Consider the following 19,048-nt stretch of genomic DNA (forward strand, 5'->3'; position numbering starts at 1 on the left):
GCCTGGCGCAAGGCATTGAGATTAAGGATTAGAGCAGCTTGTCGTCGGCGTTTCAAAGCCGCGTGGACGGGGACGCCCCACGGAGGCGGCGGATCGTTAAGCGGCGCCTCTAGAGGAAGGTCCAGCCGAAGCCGCCGTCCCGGCGCGTCACCCGGCCGGCGGAGCTGTCGGCGAAGTGGGCGCTGAACACCAGAGCGCGGCGCTCGGCGGCGAAGTCCAGCAGCCAGCGCCGGGATGCCCGCGCCGCGTCCTGCTCCCGGCAGAACACCGAATTCCATTCCGGCCGGTACACCTGCATCGGCGTATGCATCACATCGCCGCAGAACAGCGCCGTCTCGCCGCGCGAACTCAGCGAAATCGACATATGGCCGGCGCAATGGCCGGGCGTGGGGTGGAAGCGGAAACCGTCCTGGTAGTCGCCGCCGTCCAGGCCGATCACGCGCGCCTGACCGGAGGCGATCACCGGCGCCACGCTGTCGTCGAACACCATGCGCCGGCTGTCCGCTTCCGGCGTGGCGAAGAAATCCAGATCGCCTTGCGGCAAAGCATAGAGGGCCTTGGGAAAGGTGGGCGTCCACTGGCCGTTGATCCGCCGCGTGTTCCAGCCCACATGGTCCGCGTGCAAATGGGTCAGCAACACGTGGTCGACGTCCGCGGGCTGGATGCCCGCGCGGGCCAGGCGTTCCAGAAAGGGCGTTTGCAGCCGGTGGAACAGCGGGTTGAACGCGCGTTCCTTGTCATTGCCGACGCCGGTGTCGATCAGGAAAACCTGGCCGGCCCATTCCACCGCCCAGCTGTGCACGCTCAGGGTGAGGCGCGCGCCGTCGGCGTCCAGCAGACCGCGCAAGCCCGGCTCTTGCGCCAGCAGCGTCTCGTTCCAATCGCGGTAGAGGAAGGACGGGGCCAGGCCGTGCAGCAGGGTGTCCGTCACGCGGGTGATCTTGGCGTCGCCAAGTTGATAAGTGGGGCTGATGGTGTCCATTTGGGTCTCTGCGGCTAGGGTGCGCGCCGGCGCGGCCGGCGGCTTGACCGTCACTATCGCGGAAATTATCCATGCTTTCCAATGCCGAATTATTAATTCGTGATAACTTAAAGGCATAGCCAAGCCGAAAGACCCCGCATGGAATTGCGCCATCTTCGTTACTTCATCGCCGTGGCCGAGCACCAAAGTGTGCGCCTGGCCTCCGAGCATCTGCACATCACCCAGCCGGCGGTGTCGCGGCAGATCCAGGACCTGGAACAAGAGCTGGGCCTGCCGCTGTTTGAGCGTTCGCCGCGCGGCCTCAAGCTGACCGCGGCCGGCGCAAGCTATTTGCGCGAGGTGCGCAAAGCGATGGCCGCGCTGGACGACGCGGCCGAGAGCGCGCGGCGCGTGGCCGCCGGCCTTTTGGGCCGGCTGCGGCTGGGCTGCGTGGAGAACGCCGGTTGGGACGGCCTGGTGCCCCAGGCCTTCAGCCGCTTCCAGGCGGAGGCGCCGGAGGTGGCGCTGGAGCTGAGCGTGCTGAACACGCCACAGCAATTGAGCGCGCTGGAGGAGGGCGCGCTGGACGGCGGCTTCATCTACCAATACGAAGACTTGCCGGAAAGCCTGGCCGGCCTGCCCTTGCTGGAGCACGACGTGGTGCTGGCGCTGCCGCGCTGCTGGGACACCGGCCACGACGAGAGCCGCCCCATCGCGCTGCGCAGCCTGGCGGACCGGCCCTTCGTCACCATGCCGCGCGAGGCCTATCCCGGCTATTACGACCGCCTGATCAGCGCTTGCCGGCAACTGGGCGTGCGTCTTAGGGTGGCGCAGGAGGCCGGCACCGAAACGGCGATCTTGTCGCTGGTCTGCGCCGGCATCGGCGCCGCCATCGTCAACTCCGCCAATCTGGGCCGGCCGCCGGCCCAGGCGCGCTTCTTCCGGCTGCGGGATTTGTCCTTGCCGATGCCGCTGAGCTTCGTCAGCCGCAAGGACGCGGCCAACCCGGCGCTGAAGCGCTTTCTGGCCGCGCTGCCGGGCGCTTGAGGCCGCCGGCTCAGCGTTGCGCCGCCCAGCGTCGATAGCGGCGGGCGCGGCAGGCGGCGGCCAGCTGCTGCTGGATCAGCGCCCGCAGCGGCGACACCTGGGGCTTGGGCGTCTTGCCCTGGCTGAGCCGGCGCAGCTGAAACTTCACCGCGGCCATATTGGCGAGCGCCGCCAGCGGCTTGTTGCGCCAGGCGATGGGCGGCAGCGCCGGAGCGGTGTCCTTGCCCTGGCGCCAGTCGCTGGGCAGCATGGGGTCCAGGGCCAGCGCGGTGGCGATGCCCGCCATGGCCACGCCGCTGGCCACCACCTGTTCGGCCACCGGCCGGCGGCGGATGCCGCCGGTGACCATCACCGGCATGGCGGCCACGGTTTGGAGCGCTTGGGCGAACGTCAGGAAATAGGCCTCGCGGGCCAGGGTGCGTCCGTCGCGGGCCTCGCCCTGCATTGCCGGCGCTTCGTAACTGCCGCCGGAAAGTTCGACCAGATCCACCGCCAGCTCATTGAGCCAGAGCACCACCTGGCGGGCGTCGTCGGCGCTGAAGCCGCCGCGCTGGAAATCGGCGGAATTGAGCTTGACCGCCACGGCGAAGCCCGGGGACACCTCCGCGCGCACCGCTTTGACGATCTCCAGCAGCAGGCGGGCCCGGTTTTCCAGCGGGCCGCCCCAGGCGTCCGTTCTTTGGTTGGACAGCGGGGACAGGAACTGGCTGAGCAGATAGCCGTGGGCCGCGTGGATTTCCACGCCGTCGAAACCGGCCTGCTCGGCGAGGCCCGCGCTGCGGGCGAAGCGCCGTATCACATCGGCGATCCCTTGCGGCGTCATCGCCTGCGGCAGGGCGAAATGCCTGGACATCTTGCCCAGGTCCAGCGGCACCGCGGACGGCGCCCAGGTGGCCTGGCCCAGATTGGCCGGCATCTGACGGCCGGGGTGGTTGATCTGCAACCAGAACTGCGCGCCGCGGGAGCGGCCGATCCGGGCCCAGCGCCGGAAGCGCTCCATCTGGCGCTCGTCCTCCAGCACCACGCCGCCCGGCCCGGTCATCGCGCGGCCGTCCACCATCACGTTGCCGCTGATCAGCAGGCCGGCGCCGCCGTCCGCCCAGGCCTGGTAGAGCCTCATCAAGGCATCGGACGGGGCCTGGTCCGCGTCCGCCATGTTTTCTTCCATCGCCGCCTTGGCGATGCGGTTGGGCAGGCTGGAACCGTTGGGAAGGGTCAAGGGGCTGAATAGGGTCATGAGCGCGCGCTCCGGGTTTGATCTTGGCTCAACCATAGGTTTAAAGTTAACTTTAATGTCAAGCCCCGATCGAGAACGCGGATGAAAATTGGAGAATTGGCGAAGCGCTGCGGCATGACCGCCTCCCGCATTCGCTTTTACGAAGCCAGCGGCCTGATCCGGGCGGTGGCGCGCGGGGCCAACGGCTACCGCGATTACGGCCCGGAAGCGCTGTGGGTATTGGACATCATCGCCAGCGCCCAGAGCGCCGGCTTTTCCCTGGACGAGATTCGCCGTCTGCTGCCGACGGAGCCTAAGGCCTGGCAGCATGAGGACCTGCTGGCGGGGCTCATGCGCAAAGTGGCCGAGATCGAACGCTTGCAGCAGCGGCTGGAGCAGAACAAGGCTCAGTTGCGGCGGGTGATCGCCAGCATGGAGAACGGGCCGGAAGGGTTGGCCTGCGACGAGCGGGCCCAATGGGTGTTGAACCGCCTGCGCGACGAGGACGGCGCGGCGGGCGGAGCGCCGGGAAGCGGGCAAGGCCCGCTCCCGGAAAAGTCGTAAACGGGCGCTTAGGCTCAGGTGAAATGCCTTGACCCTCAAGCGGACTTGAAGCTTAAGGTGGCGCAGGCCCGCCGCCGGAAACGGCCGACGCAAACCATGTTCAAACCCCAGCGGCGCTTTGATGAGGAGAAGCCGTCATGAGCAAGCGCATTCTGCATGTGGTGAGCAATGTCGCTCACTACGCCGATCCGTCCGAAGCCACCGGTTTGTGGCTGTCTGAATTGAGCCACGCTTACGAGGTGTTCGCCGCGCAAGGCTGGGAGCAGCAGTTGATCAGCCCGTTGGGCGGCGCCTCTCCCTTGGAGCCGCGCTCGCTGAAATGGCCGAACGCCGACGCCTCGGCGCGGGCCTGGCTGGCCAGCGCCGATAAGCGGGCCTTGCTGGCGGATACCGCCAAGCCGGAAGACATCGCCCCGGCGGCGTTCGACGCGATCTATTTCACCGGCGGCCACGCGGTGATGTGGGATTTTCCGGAGCACGCCGGCCTGCAGCGGCTCGCCCGCGAGATCTACGAGCAGGGCGGCGTCGTTTCCTCGGTGTGTCACGGTTATTGCGGCCTGCTGAATATCCGCTTGTCCGACGGCGCGCTGTTGGTGGCCGGCCGTCGGCTGACCGGCTTTTCCTGGCGGGAGGAAGTGTTGGCCGGCGTGGCCGGCAAAGTGCCCTACAACGCCGAGGAGGAAATGAGGCGGCGCGGCGCCCGCTATGAAAAAGCCTGGCTGCCGTTCATGCCCAAGGTGGTGGTGGACGGCCGGCTGGTGACCGGGCAAAACCCGCAGTCGGCCAAGGCCACCGCCAAGCGAGTGGCCGCCTTGCTGTCGCGCTGAGGCCGGGAGCGCCGGCCTCGCGCGGCCGCGTCAAGCGCCTAGGCCGGCCAGCTCCCCGACGGCGACGCCCAGCGCTTCTTCGAAAGCCTGGAACAGCGCGTCCGCCGCGGCCTCGCCGCAATAAGCGGGATCGCCGCTCAGCCGGAATTCGGCGATGTCCGAGCCCTCGTCCAGATGGACGGCGATATTGACGGGGTAGTGGAAGCGATCCACGCCGTCCCAGTCCCGCAAATCCGCCGTTTTCGAATCCCGCGCCCGGAAATTCGTGAAGTTGAAGGTGTAAAGAAACTCCCGGCCGGGGCTGCGCGCATCGAAAATCGCGCTGAGCGGGTAGAGCGCGTATTTCTCCTGCAGCAGCAGGCGCTGGTGGATGGCCTCAGCCGTTTCCAGCGGGCACGCCAAGGCCTGAAACGACAGCGGCTGCAAATTCCAGAACAGGCCCACCGCGTCCAGCGGATCGCTCAGTTCCGGCACCCGGCCGTTGACCACCATTCCGATCAAGACCTGGGGGTCCCGGGTCGCGCGCGCGATCGCTTGCCCGGCGGCGGCCAAATACAAGGATCGCGTCTGGATGCGCCGCGCGCGCGCGCAGTGGCCGACGCGGGCCACCAGCCGGGGCGCGATGCGTTTTTTGTGCTCCGTCATTCCGGCCGGCGGCGTTCTCCGTCGCTCAAGCGTCTGCGCGCCGGCAAACGGCGCTCGCCGCCAGTATTCAATCGCCGCCGGGTCCAGGGCCATGCGCTGCTGGAGGGCGACGTATTCGGAAAACACGTCCGCGCGCGCCGGCGGCGCGACGGCGTCATGGCGCTGATAGCGCTGGAATACCGCGTCGAAAAAGCGTTGCTGCCCCCAGCCGTCGTCTATCGCGTGGTGGATGCTCAGGAAAACGACGCAGCGGCTGTCCTCGGTTTGGAAGAAGCGCAGCCGCGCCGTTTCGCTTGCCGCCTCGAAGGGCGCGAATGGCGCGTGGAGATCGGCGCGCGCGTACTCGGCAATCCGCGCCCGCTGCCGGGCAGGGGCGTCGCGCCGGAGGTCGACGGCGTCCAGGCGCACCCGTTCCCTGCCCGCGTCGGTGCGGAGAATCGCGTCGCCGTCGCGGACGAAGAGCGTGCGGAAGACGGGATGCCGGGAAAACTCCAAGCGGAAGGCCTCCATGAGCCGCCCGATGTCGAGCGCCGCGTCCACGCAGTCAAACCACTGCTGCACATGATAGACGCCCAGCCCTGCCGGGGCCGCCTGATAGTGCTCCAGCATCAGGCGCTGCATGTCGGACGCGGCGTTCGCGCGTTTCGCCTGCGTCGGCGGCAAGCCGGTTTCGCCCCGCAGGCTGCGGTCGTTCAGGTCCCGGACATTGGGCGAGTGAAACACGTCTTCCACCGTGGCGGCCCAGCCGGCGCGATTGAGCGCCATGATCAGTTCCACGGCGCGGATGGAGTCCCCGCCCAAGGCGAAGAAATCATCGTTAGGACCAAGACGTTCCACGCCGAGCACCCGGCGCCAGATCGCCGTCATGTCGGCTTCGTCGGCCGAGGCCGGCGCGTCCGGCGGGCGTTCGTCGCTCAGGGCCCGCGCCATGTGCGGCAAACGGCTGCGATCGATCTTGCCGTGAGCGGTCAGCGGCAGGCTGTCGATGCAATGAAAGTGGTGCGGCATCATGAAGCCGGGCAGCTTTTCCGCCAGCGCCTGGCGGAGTTCCCGCAAGCTCATCGGCGCGGACGCAAAGCGGAGATAGGCCGACACCAGATCTCGCCCATCCTCGGACGAGGCCTGGACCACCGCGTTGGCGACGCCGTCCAGCTCGCAGAGCGCGGATTCGATCTCGGCCAGCGAAACCCGGAAACCGCGGATCTTCAGGTAGCCGCCCTTGCGTGATTCGTAAACCAGCTCGCCGTGCGGATCGATCTTCGCCAGATCCTGGGTTTTGTACATCCGCTGGCCTTCGCGGCCGGGGAAGGGGCAGGGAATGAAGGCCTCGGCGGTCAGGCCGGGCCGGCCGTGATAGCCGCGCGCCAGTCCCGGACCGGCGACATACAGCTCGCCGACCTCGCCGGGCGTCACCGGCTGCAAGTCCTCGTCGAGCAGGAACAGCGACAAGTCGGGCAAGGCCGAGCCGATGCCGGCGGACTTCCTATGCTTCGTCTCGTCGGCGTCGACCACGTGCAAGGTGACGTGCACGGTGGTCTCGGTGATGCCGTACATATTGACCAGCACCGGGCCCTCGTCGCCCATGGTCTTGAACCAGGGCTTGAGCTGGGTCAGGTCCAGCCGCTCGCCGCCAAACACCACGAAGGCCAGCGATTCCAGGGCCTCGCGCTGTTCCGGATGTTCGCTCAGATACAGGGCCAGCTGATAGAAGAAGGACGGTGTCTGATTGAGCACCGTCGCGCCATGCCGCCGCAAATACGCCAGCAGCGCGGAAGGGTCTCGAATGGTGGCCAGGTCCGGGACCAGCAGGGCGCCGCCATGCAAGAGCGCGCCGAAGATTTCCCAGACCGAAAAATCGAAGGCGTAGGAGTGCAGCAAGGGCCAGACGTCCTCCGGCCCGAAGTCGTAATAAGGCTGGGACTCGGCAAACAGCCGCAGCACATTGCGGTGGGTGATCAGGCTGCCTTTGGGGCCTCCGGTCGAGCCCGAGGTATAGATGACGTAAGCCAGGTTGTCGCGATTCGGCGTGCCGCCGCCCACGGGCGTCTCGTCGCGCGATGGCGCAAAAGCGTCCAGATCAAGCTGCGGGATGTCCTTGGCGGACGCGGCGGCGGCCAGCCGTTCCCGCGATGCCGCATCCACGACGATGAGCTTGGGCTGGGCGTCGCCGACGAGGTAGTCCAGCCGCTCCGCCGGATACTCCGGGTCCAGCGGCAGGTAGGCGCCGCCGGCTTTCAGGATGGCCAGCATGGCGACGATCAGATCGGATGATCTGCGCACGGACAAGCCCACCAGGGTTTCGGCGGTCACGCCCATGGCGCGGAGGCGGCGGGCCAGGGCGTCCGCCCGCTGATCCAGTTGCCGGTAGCTGAGCGAAGCCGCCGCGCATTGCACGGCGATGCGGTCGGGAAAGCGCTGGACTGAGCGGGAGAAGGCCTCGGCAAGCGTTTGGCAGGCGCTGAGTTCTGTTGGATGAGTCATTGGTTTTGCATGTCCTGCCGGCTAGAGCGCTTTGCGCCCTCCGGCGGTTGGTCAGTTGTCGGCGCTTGACATGGGCTCACGTCGCGTCCGCCGCCAAGCCGGCGTTCCCGGCGCCGGCCGGCTTGGGTTTTCTCAGCAGCTTGGGCGTGGCGCGCGGCACCTCCCCGGCGGCCGTCGCGCCGGCGGCCTGCCGCAGCGGCGCGTCGAAGCCCCGCACGCACTGGGACAGCAAGGCCGATAGTTCCGCGCCCATGGCTTCAATCGACGCCGGGTCGAACATATCGGTCGCGTACTCGATGCGGACGCAACTGCGCGCCAGATTGAAGCCGAAGGCCAGGTCGAACTTGGCGATCGGGTTGCTGCCCGGCAGCAAGGCCACGGTCAGGCCGTCCTGCGTCCAGCCGTCGAAGTCTTGATCGACGGTGACCACCGCCTGGAAGACCGGGTGTTGGCCGGGAACGCGCTCCAGGCCAAGCCGATCGACGAGGGAGGAGAACGGCACCCGGTAGCCGGCGTAGCTCGCCTGGGCGGTTTGGCGCACTTTTTCAATGATGTTGCGCGGGGTGTCGGCGGTCTCTATCCGCACCGGCATGGCGAGCAAATTGACGAAATTGCCTATGGTGTCCTCGATCGCGCCGTCGCCGCGTCCGCCATGGGGGAAGCCCAGGCAGACGTCGGCCTGATTGCCGCGCGCGGACAGATAGGCGGCGAGCAGGGCGGCGACGGCCATGAACGGCGAGGCGCCAAGCTGGGCGGCGCGCTGGATGTGCTCGCCCAGCAGCGCCTGGGGCAAGGCGCATTCCAGGAAGGCCCCGGCGTAGTCGCGTCGCAGCGGGCGCGGGCGGTCCGGCCTGAGATTGAGCGGGGCCGCGGTTCCCGCCAGGCGGTCTAGCCAGCGGCTCAGCGCCTTCTGGTAGTCGCGGCTGCGCTGCCAGGCCCGCTCCTCGGCGGCGGCCTCTCTCACCGTCATCGCGGGCCCCACGGCGGGCAAGGCGCCGCCTCGCAGCAGGGTACGCAGATCGCGCAGCCATATCTGCGCGGAATGGCCGTCAAACGCCATGTGGTGAAACACCATCAGCAACACCCAGTGATCGCGGTCGCGGCGCGCCAGGCAAAAGCGGAAGAGCCGGCCGGCGGCGAGGTCGAAGGGGGTCGAGCTGACATCCCGTTCCAGGCTGGCGAAGCCGGCGTCGCGGCGGTCCGGCGGCAGTTGGCTGAGATCCGCGGTTTCGAGTACGCGGGAGGGCGGCGCGCCGACGTCCTGCCGCAGGCCGGCCGGGGTTTCCACAAAGCGCGCGCGCAGGGCTTCATGGCGTTTCAGCAGCTGTTCCAGCGCCGCCTCCAGGCGGGCGGGGTCCAGCTGGCCGCGCATCTCCAGATGCAGCGGGACATTGTACAAGGCGTGGTCCGGGGCCAGTTTCTCAAAGAAATACAGGCTTTGCTGATTGCTGGACAGCTGGCCCAGCCGGTCGTCGGCCTGGGGCCGCGCCAACGCCGCGAGCGCGCCGGTGTCCCGCTCTTGTCCGCGGCTGGCGAGTTCTTGCTCATCAGCCGTCGGCAAGGCATCCGGCCGGCGGGCGGGATCGGCCAGGCATTGCGCGGCGAAGCGGACCAGCCCGTTCAAGAGCCGCTGGGCGGCCGAGGCTTCGAACAAGGCGTCGGCGTACTCTAGCGTCAGCCAGAGGCCGTCGTCGCGTTCGTCCAGCACAAAGCTCAAGTCGCGCTTCGCGCGTCCGGCATGCGCCGCCTGCTCGGTCAGCCGCAGGCCGGCGAGACGCCAGAGCGGGCGCTTTCGCACCCGCGCGGCGACTTGAAACCCTGGCGGCTCCAAGGCGGCGGAGGGTTCAAACGCCATGTTCCGGTTCTCCGCGCCCTGCGCGGCCTGCGTGCGGACCTGGTCCAGCATCTCCCGCAGGGTGGGCTTGGCGTCCAGGCGCAAGCGCAGCGGGAGCGGGGTTTCGAACAGGCCGATGATGTCATTGGCTTCCGCGTGGCGTCGCCCCGGGACGGACGCGTCGATGAGGATTTCATCCCGGCCGCTTTCCGCGCCCAGGAAAAGACCGAGCAAGGATGAGAAAACGACCAGCAAGGCGTCTCCCGTTTCCTGTTGAAGCCGGCGCAATTGTTGTTCCTGCTCAGAGGGGAGCTTGAGCGCCCATTGAGCGCCGTCCGTCGATATCGTGGCCGGCAACGGACCGTCCGCGCCCAATCGTGAAGGCCGGGGCGCGCCGGCGCGCCATGGTTCGCGCTGCCAATGGGCGAAGTCCGCGTAATCGAGCGCATTGGGCGCGAGCTCGACGTCGCCGCCGTTCAAGGCGGCGGCATAAGCCGTGTCCAGGTCTGTAGCCAGGATGCCGGCCGACCAGGCGTCAAAAACAGCCTGATGGAACACCATGACCAGGCTCGCCTCATCATCCGCCGGCTGAAAGAGAGCAAAGCGAAATAAAGGCCCCGTCGCCAGATCGAAGGGGCGGTCGATGACTTCCCGGACGGCCGCGGCCAGGCCGGCGCCGTCCCCGCTCGCCGGCTCCAGGCGCGTCGGCTGGAGCAGGGGGCCGGGCCAGGCGTGCCGCGTCGAGCAAAGCAGCTCGTCGCCGTCGAAGGCCATCGTCGTGCGCAAGGCCTCGTGTTTGGCCACGACCGCGGCCAGGGCCGTCTCCAATGCCGCGGCGTCCAGCGCGCCGCTTATCCGCAGCACGACGGGAAACGAGCATGAGGCGGCGTCCGGCGTCAGCGGATCCAGGTGGAACAGTCGTTCCTGTTGCAAGGACGCAAGCCAGCCGTAGCCGGCATCGAGTGAAAATTTCATAAGCGAATACCTTGGGTCGGCAATCAGTCGACAAGAGCAAGCCTTTATTCAGCCCCGCGCCCCAAGCCGGCGACGGCGTCCTGGAAGCTTTTACGGCGCGCAGCAGACATTGAACAGGCTCAGCAGCTGAAGCTGCTGCAGCCGTACAGCCGTTCCGCGCTCAGGCCCGCGGCGCGGCAGCGCTCGAGGAACTTGTTCGACTCGACGATCTGTTTGCTGTCGGCCGAATACTCCAGGCCGGTGACGAAGCGCATCCAGGGTTCTTGCCCCATCGCGTAGACGTAGATCTTCTTACAGTCGAACTCCTCGACGATGCTCCAGGCGTGCTCGCAGTCGGAACCGGACAAGGTGCGGGATTCGTCGTCGCGCCGGCTGAGCGGGCTGCCGGTGTACGGACCGTACAGCCAGCTGAGCGGCGCGCCGTCGCACTCCATGCCGATGAACAGCGTGTCCGCCTTGCCCAGACGCTCCACGATGCGGCGGTAGAGCGCGCGGTCCTTGCAGTCCGAGTCCGCCAGGAACAGGAAGCGGCGGTTTTTCAGCCGCAGGAACATGCCGTGCTTGCTTTCGATGTCCAGGTCGGCGTGCTCGCCGTAAAACGGCAGGCTGACGATTTCGCCGTCGTCGAAGCGCACGCTTTCCATCGGCTCGAGTTCGGACACGTTGCGGAAGCCGAGCGCGCGCAGCGTGAGCTTCATCGATGGATCGGCCAGGCTGCGGCTGTTGTGGCGCGGCACCAGGAGGCGGCCGATGCGGCCGCGCAATTGCAGCAGCAGTTCCGGGCTGAAGTGGTCCTGATGGTTGTGGGTGATGAACACGTAGTCGATATGGTCGGGCAGATCGTCGAAGGTCAGCCGCTGCGGTTCTCCGTCCCGGTCCCAGGTGACGAAGGGGTCGATCAGGACCGAGGTGGACGCCGTTTGCAACAAGACGCAGGCGTGGCCGAAGTAACGGATGCGGACATCGCCGCCGTGATACTCGGGCTGGTCGCGCCGCGGCGCTTCGGTGTCGAAGAAGCCGCGGAAGCGGGCTTCCTGTTCCGCCGGCACCTTCAGCGCCTGCTTCAGCTCCGCGTAAGGGACGGCGCGTATCCGGCTGGCGGCGAGCGCTTCGTGATGGGGGGCGGCGAAGGGCAGCGGGAGCACCAGCCTGGCGTCGCCGTCCAGCCGGGGCGTGTTCAGAAAGAAATGGCGCTGTTCGTCGCGTTCGGTGCTGAAAGCCAGCGCCTGCCGGTCCGCGTCCGCGGCGGCGGGGTAGCTCAGCAAGGAGTCCAGCACGCGGAGGCCGGGGTGATGGTTGAGGTCGTAGCTGACTTCGACCAGGCCGGCCAGCGTGGGCGGCAACTCGGCGTAGACCGCGTCCAGGCTGTGGCCGCTGGCGGTTTGCTGCAGCTGGCGATTGAGCTTTTGCAGGTCTTCGGCGAAGCGGAGCAGCGGCGCCGCGTCCTTCAGCGTGTCCTGCAGCAGGCGGCGCACCGCGGGCAGATCGCTGGCCGGCAGTTCCAGGAAGGGGCCGCCCAGCATCTGGGGGTTCTTGGAGGCGGCGATGTGCACATTGGGGTTGGCGATGAAGGAGCGCAGCAGCGGAATCTGGCGGAAGGCCAGATTGATCGCCTGCTGAACCGGGGACACCAGATGACTCCAGGCGTACCAGCGGTGGAACAGCGGTTCCAGTTTGACGCCGCTTTTCAGGTAGACGGCCGTGTCGGGATGGGGAGTGTTCATGCTTGCTCCAATGTCGTGGAAGAGGGAGGAAAAGGGCGCGAAGCCGGCGTGCCGGACGGGGCCGTCGCCTCGCTGAGTCCTGCCTGCGACGCGGCGTAGTCCGCGTAGTCGGCGTATGGCCGCGGCAGCGGCGTCCAATCGGGGGCGCCGCCGTCGGCGCGGGCGGCGTAAGCCTGGGCCAGCTCCCGCAGCAGCGGCGCGATCGGCGCGCCGGCGCCGCTGTCTGCGGCCTGGCGCAGCGCGGCGGGCAAGGCCAGGCCGTTGGCGGCCTTGATCGTCGCCCCTGTTTCGGCCGGCGCGTTCAGGGTGGCGTGACGGCGGCCCAGCTCGCGCAAGGCCTGGCGCAAGGCCGGCAGCTCCAGCTCGCCGTCGCAGCGCAGCGAGACCGGCGCGCCGTCTTGCCGGCGGACGGTCAGCCAGAACGAGCGGCCGCCGGCCGCCGACGAGGATTCGTCCGGGCGGCCAAACGCCGGGCGCCGCGCCAATTCGGCGACGCTGGGGGCGAGGAAGAGCTGTTCCATCGACAGCTTGACGCCCAGCTTGCCGCGGATGAGGGCGGCCAGCCGCATCGCCAGCAGCGAGTCGCCGCCCAATTCGAAGAAGCCGGCGTCCAGATCCACGGCCGGCAGCCGCAGCGTCTCCGCGAACAAGGCCGCCAGCGTCTGTTCAAGCGGCGTGGCCGGCAAGCGTTGCGGCGCGGCCGCGAAGACCGGCGCCGGCAGCGCGCCGCGGTCCAGCTTGCCGTGGGCGTTCAAAGGCAGCGCGGGCAAGACCGTCACCGCGGCGGGCACCATGTAGTCGGGCAGGCCGGCGGCCAGCCCGGCGCGCAGCCGCGCGCCGTCCAGGCTGGCGCCGGCGCGCGGGACGGCGTAGGCGACCAGGCGCTTGCGGCCGTCGTCGTCGACAGGCAAGACCACGGCCTGGGCCACGCCGGTTTGCGAGCGCAGCGCGGCCTCGATCTCGCCCGGCTCGATGCGATAGCCGCGCAGCTTGATCTGCTGATCGAGCCGGCCCAGGAATTCCAGCTGGCCGTCCGCCAGGCGGCGCGCCTTGTCGCCGCTGCGGTAGAGCCGGCTGCCGGGCGCGCCGAAGGGATTGGCGACGAAACGCTCGGCGCTGAGCGCGGGGCGGTTAAGATAGCCGCGCGCCAGACCGGCGCCGGCCACGTACAGCTCGCCGGCGACGCCGACGGGCACCGGCTGCAAGGCCTCGTCCAGCAGATAGACCTGGCTGTTGAGCACCGGCCGGCCTATGGGCGGCGCGCCGTCGGTCAGGCGGTCGCTCAGGGTGGCGCAGATGGTGGATTCGGTGGGGCCGTAGGCGTTGATCATCCGGCGGCCGCGCGCCCATTTGGCCACCACCTCGGCGGGGCAGGCGTCGGCGCCGACCAGCAAGGCGCCGGGCAGCAGATCCGGCGCCGGTTCCAGCATGGCCAGCAGCGCCGGCGGCAGCAGCGCGTGGCTGACGCGCGCGGCGCGCAGCGTGCCCGGCAGGCTGTCGGCGTCCAGCTGCCTGGCGTTGGCGGGCACCAGGCAGGCGCCGCCGGCGAAGGCCATCAGCATTTCCAGCACCGAGGCGTCAAAGCCCGGCGAGGAGAATTGCAGCACGCGCGCGGACGCGTCCAGCGCGCAGCGCTCCTTCAGGTCTTGCGCCAGGCTGGCCAGTCCGGCGTGGGCGACCGAGACGCCTTTGGGCCGGCCGGTGGAGCCGGAGGTGTAGATCACGTAGGCCAGATCGTCCGCCGTCAGCGGGCGCAGCCTTTCTTGCTGGCCGATGTCGCCGTCCGCGAAGCTATCGTCGGCCTCCGGCGCCATCACCGGCCCGGCGGTTTGCGGCAGGCGGGCGGCGGAGCCGGCGTCGCTCAGCACCAGGGCCGGGCGGGCGTCGTCCAGCATCAGCGCCAGCCGCTCCGCCGGGTAGTTGAGGTCCAGCGGCAGATAGGCGGCGCCGGCTTTCAGCGCCGCCAGTTGCGCGACGAGCAGCGCCGCCGATTTGGGCAGCGCCACCGCCACCAGCCGGCCGGGTCCGACGCCCGCGGCGATCAGCCGCCGGCCCAGCCGGTTGGCCCGGCGGTTGAGCTCGGCGTAGCTCAAGGTTTCACCGTCGCAGTCCAGCGCCGGCGCGTCCGGCGCGCGGCGGACTTGCCGCTCGAACAGCTCGCACAGCGGCAGCGGCGCGATGTCGCGGGCGCTGGCCTGGCCATCCAGCAGCAGGCGGCGCTCATCCTCGTCCAGCAGGTCCAGACGGCGCACCGGGCCGTCGGGGTCGCCGGCCAGCTGCGCGAGCACGGCGGCGTAGCAGCGGGCGTAGCGCCGCAACGCGTCGGCGTCGTGGGCGTCGCGGTGGGCGGTCAGGCTGCCGGCGATGCGCGCGCCGTCGGGGCGGAAATTGATTTGCAGCGCGAAGCTGTTGTCCATCGCGCTGTCCTGCTGACGCCAGTCGGCCAGCGCTTCCAGCGCCTGGAAATGCGTGTAATTGAAAATGGCCTCGCCGGCGTCGCGCAGGCCGGCGTCGCGCAGCATGGTGGCCAGCGGATAACGCCGGTGCGGCAGCAGCGCCCGTTCCGCGTCAATCACGCGGCTTATCAGCCGGGTCCAGGGTTCGCGCCGGATCTCCATGCGCAGCGGCACCGAGTTCAGGAACAGGCCCACCATATGCTCCGCGTCCGCGGTTTCCGGCCGGCCGTTGGTGACCAGCGCGGTGCAGGCGCCGCTTTTGCCGGTCAGCATGGCCAGCGCCGCCAGGTGGGCGGCCAGCAGCACCGATTTCAGCGGCGCGTTCAAGCGGCGCGCCAGCGCGGTCAGCGCCGTCGAAACCGGCTCGTCTATGGCGATGTCGGCGTGGATCTGCAGCGGGCCGTCGGCCGCCAAGGCGGCGTTCTCCTCCCGCGCGAGCAGCGCGGCGGCGGCTTCGTAGCCGCGCAGCTGTTCCCGCCAGAAATCCCGGCTGGCCGGCGAGGCCATCGCCTGGCGCTCCAGCGCGATGTAGTCGCGGTAGCGGCTGGCCAGCGCGGGCGGCCGGCAGGGCTGGCCGGCCAGCTCGGCCTGGTAGAGCTGGGCGAGTTCGACGATGAAGACGGAGTCGCTCCAGCCGTCGAGGATGGCGTGGTGGATGCGCAGCGTCAGATGGAAGCGCCGTTCGCCCAGCCGGTGGGCGTGGGCGTGCAGCAGCGGCGCGGCCCCGGGATCGAAAGCTTGTTTGGACCAGGCGGCGATGAAGGCCGTAAGGGTTTCTTGCTGCGCGGCGGGCGGCAGCTGTCCGAGATCGCTCTCTCCCAGCGGAATGGCGGCCGTCGCCAATACCAGTTGCAAGGGTTCGAGATAGCCGTCCAGCGCGAAGCGGGTGCGCAGCAGCTCGTGCCGCCGGCACAGCGCGTCCAGCGCGCGGCGCAGCGCGGCGGCGTCATAAGGCAGGGACACCGCCAGCCCGACGATGTTGTGGTACAGCGTCGAGCCGTCGCGGAAGGCGCTGTGGAACAGCATGCCCTGTTGCAATTGGCTGAGCGGGTAGGCGTCCACCGCGTTCGGCGGCAGCCGCCGGCGGTCGGCGGGGTCCAGCAGGGAAAAGGGTTCGGCCGGCGCGGCGGCGGCCGCCGCCTGTTCGGCATGGGCGGCCAGCAGCGCCACGCTGTGGTGTTCGAACAGGCTGGCCAGTTCGAAGGAGACGCCGGCTTTGAGCGCCAGGCCCTTCAGCCGCAGCGCCAGCAGCGAATCGCCGCCGAGGTTGAAGAAGCTGTCGTCCAGGCCGACGCGCTCCAAGCCCAGGGTTTGGGCGAAGGCCTCGGCCAGCAGCTTTTCTTTCTCGGTGACCGGCTCGCGGTGCTCGGCCAGGGCGAGTTCCGGCGCCGGCAGGGCGCGGCGGTCCAGCTTGCCGTTGGGCGTCAGCGGCAGCGCGTCCAGCGTCACCCAGGCGGCGGGCACCATGTAGTCGGGCAGGCGGGCGGCCAGCGCGTCGCGCCAGCGCGCGACGTCAACTTCGATGCCGGCGGCAGGCACCGCGTAGGCGACCAGCCGGCGCTGCCCGGGCGCGTCCTCGCGGATCAGCGCCACGGCCTGGGCGACGCCGGGCTGGTCCAGCAGCGCGGCTTCGATCTCGCCCAGTTCGATGCGCAGTCCGCGCAGCTTGACCTGGTGGTCGAGGCGGCCCAGGTAGTCCAGCGCGCCGTCCTCGCGGCGGACGACGCGGTCGCCGGTGCGGTACAGCCGCTGGCCGGCGGCGAAGGGGTGGGCGACGAAACGCTCGGCAGTCAGAGCCGGACGGCGCAGATAGCCGCGGGCCAGGCCGACGCCGCCCAGGTACAGTTCGCCGGGAATGCCGGGCGGCAAGGGCCGCAGCATGGCGTCGAGCACGAAGAGCTGGGTGTTCCAGATCGGGTGGCCGATGGGCACCGAGCGGCTGTCGCGCACCGGATCGCAAGTCCAGGCGGTGACGTCGACGGCGGCCTCGGTGGGGCCGTAGAGATTATGCAGCGGGCAGGGCAGCGTCTGGGCGGCGCGGGCCAGCAGCGGCGCGGGCAAGGCTTCGCCGCTGCACAGCACGCGGCGCAGGCTGGCGCAGCCGGCGCTGGTGGGCTCCTGCAGGAAAGCGTCCAGCATGGAGGGGACGAAATGCAGGGTGGTGACGCCGCGGCGGCGGATCAGCTCGGCCAGATAGACGGGGTCGCGATGGCCGTCGGGCCGGGCCAGCAGCAGCGAGGCGCCGGCGATCAGCGGCCAGAAGAACTCCCAGACCGAGACGTCGAAGCTGGACGGGGTTTTTTGCAGCACCACGTCGTCGTCGGCCAGCGGGTAGGCGTGCTGCATCCACAGCAGGCGGTTGACGATGGCGCGGTGGCTGTTGACGGCGCCCTTGGGGCGGCCGGTGGAGCCGGAGGTGTAGATGACGTAGGCCGGATGCCTGTCGTCGCCGGGGAGCTCCAGCGGCGCATCGGACAGGGTCTCGAGCACATCGTCGATCTGGTCCAGGCATAAGGCGTGTTCGACCGGCAGGCCGGCCAGCAGCTCGGAGCGGGACAGGACCACGGCGGGCTGGGCGTCGGCCAGCATGAAGGCGATGCGTTCGGGCGGGTAGTCGAGATCGAGCGGCAGATAAGCGCCGCCGGCCTTGAGCACGGCGAGCAGGGCCACGACCAGATCGATGGAGCGGGGCAGCGCGACGGCGACCAGGGTTTCCGGGCCGACGCCGTCGGCGCGCAGTCGGCGGGCGAGGCGGTTGGCGCGTTGGTGCAACTGGCGGTAGCTGAGGGCGGCCTCGTCGAAGCGCAGCGCCTCGGCGTCGGGGCTGAGTTCCGCCTGGCGTTCCAGCAACTGGGTCAGGGTGGCGGCGGGCAGCGCGGCGTCGGTGCGGTTCCAGGCGGCGAGCGCGTCTTGCTGGGCCGGCGTGGCCGGCTGGATGCGGGCGAGCGGCAGCTCGGGCTGTTCGGCGATCAGGCGCAGCAGCTCCAGCAACTGCCGGGCGATGCCGTCGACGGCGTCGGCGGAGAAGAGGTCGGGCCGGTAGCCGAAGCGCAGCTCGAGCTCGGGTCCGGGGACGGCGCACAGGCTGAGCGGGTAGTGGGAGGTGTCGGCGCCGTCGCCGCCGAGCGGAATCAAGGCCAGGCCGTCGGCCACCTCGCCGTCGGCCGCGCCGGGCAGCGCCGGATAGCTTTCGAAAACCAGCAGGGTGTCGAACAGCTCCGTTCTTCCCGCCGCCTGCTGGATCTCGGCGAGGCTGAGGTGCTGATGCTCGATCAGCGTGGCCTGCTGGGCCTGCAGGCGTTGCAGCAGGGCGGTCAGGGTTTCCTCGGGCCGCAGCCTCAGGCGCAGCGGGACGGTGTTGATCAGCAGGCCGACCATGCGCTCGACGCCGGGCAGCTCCGGCGGGCGTCCGGAAACGGTGACGCCGAAAACGACGTCGTCGGCGGCGGAGAGGCGGGCGAGCAGAATGGCCCAGGCCGCTTGCAGCAGGGTGTTGAGGGTGACGCCCAGTTGGCGGGCCCGCGCCTGCAGCGGGGCGGTTTCGGTTTGCCGGGACAGGATCAGCTGGCGTTCCCCCGCGGCGGCGGCGCCCAGTTTGGCCGGCTCGTCCAGCGCGTCCAGGCTGGCGGCCCAGGCGCGGGCGGCGGCGGCCTTGTCCTGCTGTTGCAGCCAGGCCAGATAATCGCGGTAGGGCGCGGCCGGCGGCAGCGCGGCCGATTCTCCCTGGCGGTAGAGCGCGAACAGCTCGTCCATCAGGATGGGCATGGACCAGCCGTCGAACAGCAGGTGGTGGAAGCTCCACAGCAGTTGATGGCGTTCCGCGTCCAGCTTGACCAGGATGAAGCGCAGCAGCGGCGGCTTGCCCGGATCGAAGCGGCGGCGCAGATCCGCCTCCAGCAGCGCGTCCAGCGCAGCGGCGTCCCGGCCGGACAGATCTTCCTCGCGCCAATCCAGCTCGAACTCGCGGGGCACCACCTGACGCGGCTGCGCCAGCCCCTTGTAGACGAAGGCGGCGCGCAGATTGGGATGGCGTTGCAGCAGCGCCTCCGCCGCGCGCCTGAGCCGGCCGGCGTCCAGGACGCCGCGCAGCTCGAAGCGGTTGCGGACATGATAGGCGTCCACCTCGCGTTCGTCGTACAGCGCGTGAAACAGCAATCCTTGCTGCAATGGCGACAGCGGCAGGATTTCGGCGATCTTCGACATCGTGAACCTCGCAATGGGCGGCCGCCGTCGGCGGCCCCCCGGAAAGTATTTGGAACAGGCTCTTAGAGCCTGTTCAAAGTCTCGCGAGCAAGGGCGAGACAAGGCGAAAACGAGC

At 69.3% G+C, this 19,048-nt stretch carries 9 protein-coding genes; 3 read left to right on the forward strand and 6 right to left on the reverse strand.

Annotated features, from left to right (window positions below; all coding sequences use genetic code 11):
* Positions 1 to 109: 109 nt before the first annotated feature.
* Positions 110 to 982, reverse strand: coding sequence for an MBL fold metallo-hydrolase (locus ACODSD_RS12365; protein ID WP_488877492.1), 873 nt, complete (start codon positions 980 to 982; stop codon positions 110 to 112).
* 138 nt (positions 983 to 1,120) lie between these two features.
* Between ACODSD_RS12365 and ACODSD_RS12370 the strand changes: the two genes are divergently transcribed.
* Positions 1,121 to 2,008, forward strand: coding sequence for a LysR family transcriptional regulator (locus ACODSD_RS12370; protein ID WP_253315286.1), 888 nt, complete (start codon positions 1,121 to 1,123; stop codon positions 2,006 to 2,008).
* A 10-nt stretch (positions 2,009 to 2,018) separates the two neighbouring features.
* Here ACODSD_RS12370 and ACODSD_RS12375 read toward each other — a convergent pair whose 3' ends face one another.
* Complete coding sequence (locus ACODSD_RS12375; RefSeq protein WP_488877493.1) at positions 2,019 to 3,245, reverse strand: NADH:flavin oxidoreductase/NADH oxidase family protein; 1,227 nt, start codon at positions 3,243 to 3,245, stop codon at positions 2,019 to 2,021.
* 81 nt (positions 3,246 to 3,326) lie between these two features.
* Between ACODSD_RS12375 and ACODSD_RS12380 the strand changes: the two genes are divergently transcribed.
* Both ACODSD_RS12380 and ACODSD_RS12385 read left to right on the forward strand, forming a co-directional pair.
* Positions 3,327 to 3,788 (forward strand): MerR family transcriptional regulator, encoded by a 462-nt coding sequence (locus ACODSD_RS12380; protein ID WP_488877494.1) that lies wholly within the window; start codon positions 3,327 to 3,329, stop codon positions 3,786 to 3,788.
* Between the two features lie 137 nt (positions 3,789 to 3,925).
* A complete protein-coding gene (locus tag ACODSD_RS12385) occupies positions 3,926 to 4,615 on the forward strand; it encodes a type 1 glutamine amidotransferase domain-containing protein (protein WP_107799548.1) in 690 nt (229 codons plus the stop codon).
* Positions 4,616 to 4,645: 30 nt separating this feature from the next.
* Here the strand turns inward: ACODSD_RS12385 and ACODSD_RS12390 are convergent, their stop codons facing one another.
* The 4 genes from ACODSD_RS12390 to ACODSD_RS12405 form a co-directional block, all read right to left on the reverse strand.
* Complete coding sequence (locus ACODSD_RS12390) at positions 4,646 to 7,741, reverse strand: amino acid adenylation domain-containing protein (protein WP_488877495.1); 3,096 nt, start codon at positions 7,739 to 7,741, stop codon at positions 4,646 to 4,648.
* 76 nt (positions 7,742 to 7,817) lie between these two features.
* On the reverse strand, positions 7,818 to 10,550 hold the full coding sequence (locus ACODSD_RS12395; RefSeq protein ID WP_488877496.1) for a condensation domain-containing protein: 2,733 nt from the start codon (positions 10,548 to 10,550) through the stop codon (positions 7,818 to 7,820).
* A gap of 119 nt (positions 10,551 to 10,669) precedes the next feature.
* Positions 10,670 to 12,274, reverse strand: coding sequence for an MBL fold metallo-hydrolase (locus tag ACODSD_RS12400; protein ID WP_488877497.1), 1,605 nt, complete (start codon positions 12,272 to 12,274; stop codon positions 10,670 to 10,672).
* Entirely contained in the window at positions 12,271 to 18,933 is a 6,663-nt protein-coding gene (locus tag ACODSD_RS12405; protein WP_488877498.1) for an amino acid adenylation domain-containing protein, read from the reverse strand. Before ACODSD_RS12405 ends, ACODSD_RS12400 begins: the two co-directional genes overlap by 4 nt.
* Between the last annotated feature and the right edge of the window lie 115 nt (positions 18,934 to 19,048).

This window comes from Chromobacterium sp. FG22, assembly GCF_057809415.1.

What these genes read in the sequence shown, in the direction of transcription:
- ACODSD_RS12395 (WP_488877496.1), bottom strand. Translation starts at nt 10,550, where the DNA reads ATGAAATTTTCACTCGATGCCGGCTACGGCTGGCTTGCGTCCTTGCAA.
- ACODSD_RS12405 (WP_488877498.1), bottom strand. Translation starts at nt 18,933, where the DNA reads ATGTCGAAGATCGCCGAAATCCTGCCGCTGTCGCCATTGCAGCAAGGA.
- ACODSD_RS12365 (WP_488877492.1), bottom strand. Translation starts at nt 982, where the DNA reads ATGGACACCATCAGCCCCACTTATCAACTTGGCGACGCCAAGATCACC.
- ACODSD_RS12380 (WP_488877494.1), top strand. Translation starts at nt 3,327, where the DNA reads ATGAAAATTGGAGAATTGGCGAAGCGCTGCGGCATGACCGCCTCCCGC.
- ACODSD_RS12375 (WP_488877493.1), bottom strand. Translation starts at nt 3,245, where the DNA reads ATGACCCTATTCAGCCCCTTGACCCTTCCCAACGGTTCCAGCCTGCCC.
- ACODSD_RS12385 (WP_107799548.1), top strand. Translation starts at nt 3,926, where the DNA reads ATGAGCAAGCGCATTCTGCATGTGGTGAGCAATGTCGCTCACTACGCC.
- ACODSD_RS12400 (WP_488877497.1), bottom strand. Translation starts at nt 12,274, where the DNA reads ATGAACACTCCCCATCCCGACACGGCCGTCTACCTGAAAAGCGGCGTC.
- ACODSD_RS12370 (WP_253315286.1), top strand. Translation starts at nt 1,121, where the DNA reads ATGGAATTGCGCCATCTTCGTTACTTCATCGCCGTGGCCGAGCACCAA.
- ACODSD_RS12390 (WP_488877495.1), bottom strand. Translation starts at nt 7,741, where the DNA reads ATGACTCATCCAACAGAACTCAGCGCCTGCCAAACGCTTGCCGAGGCC.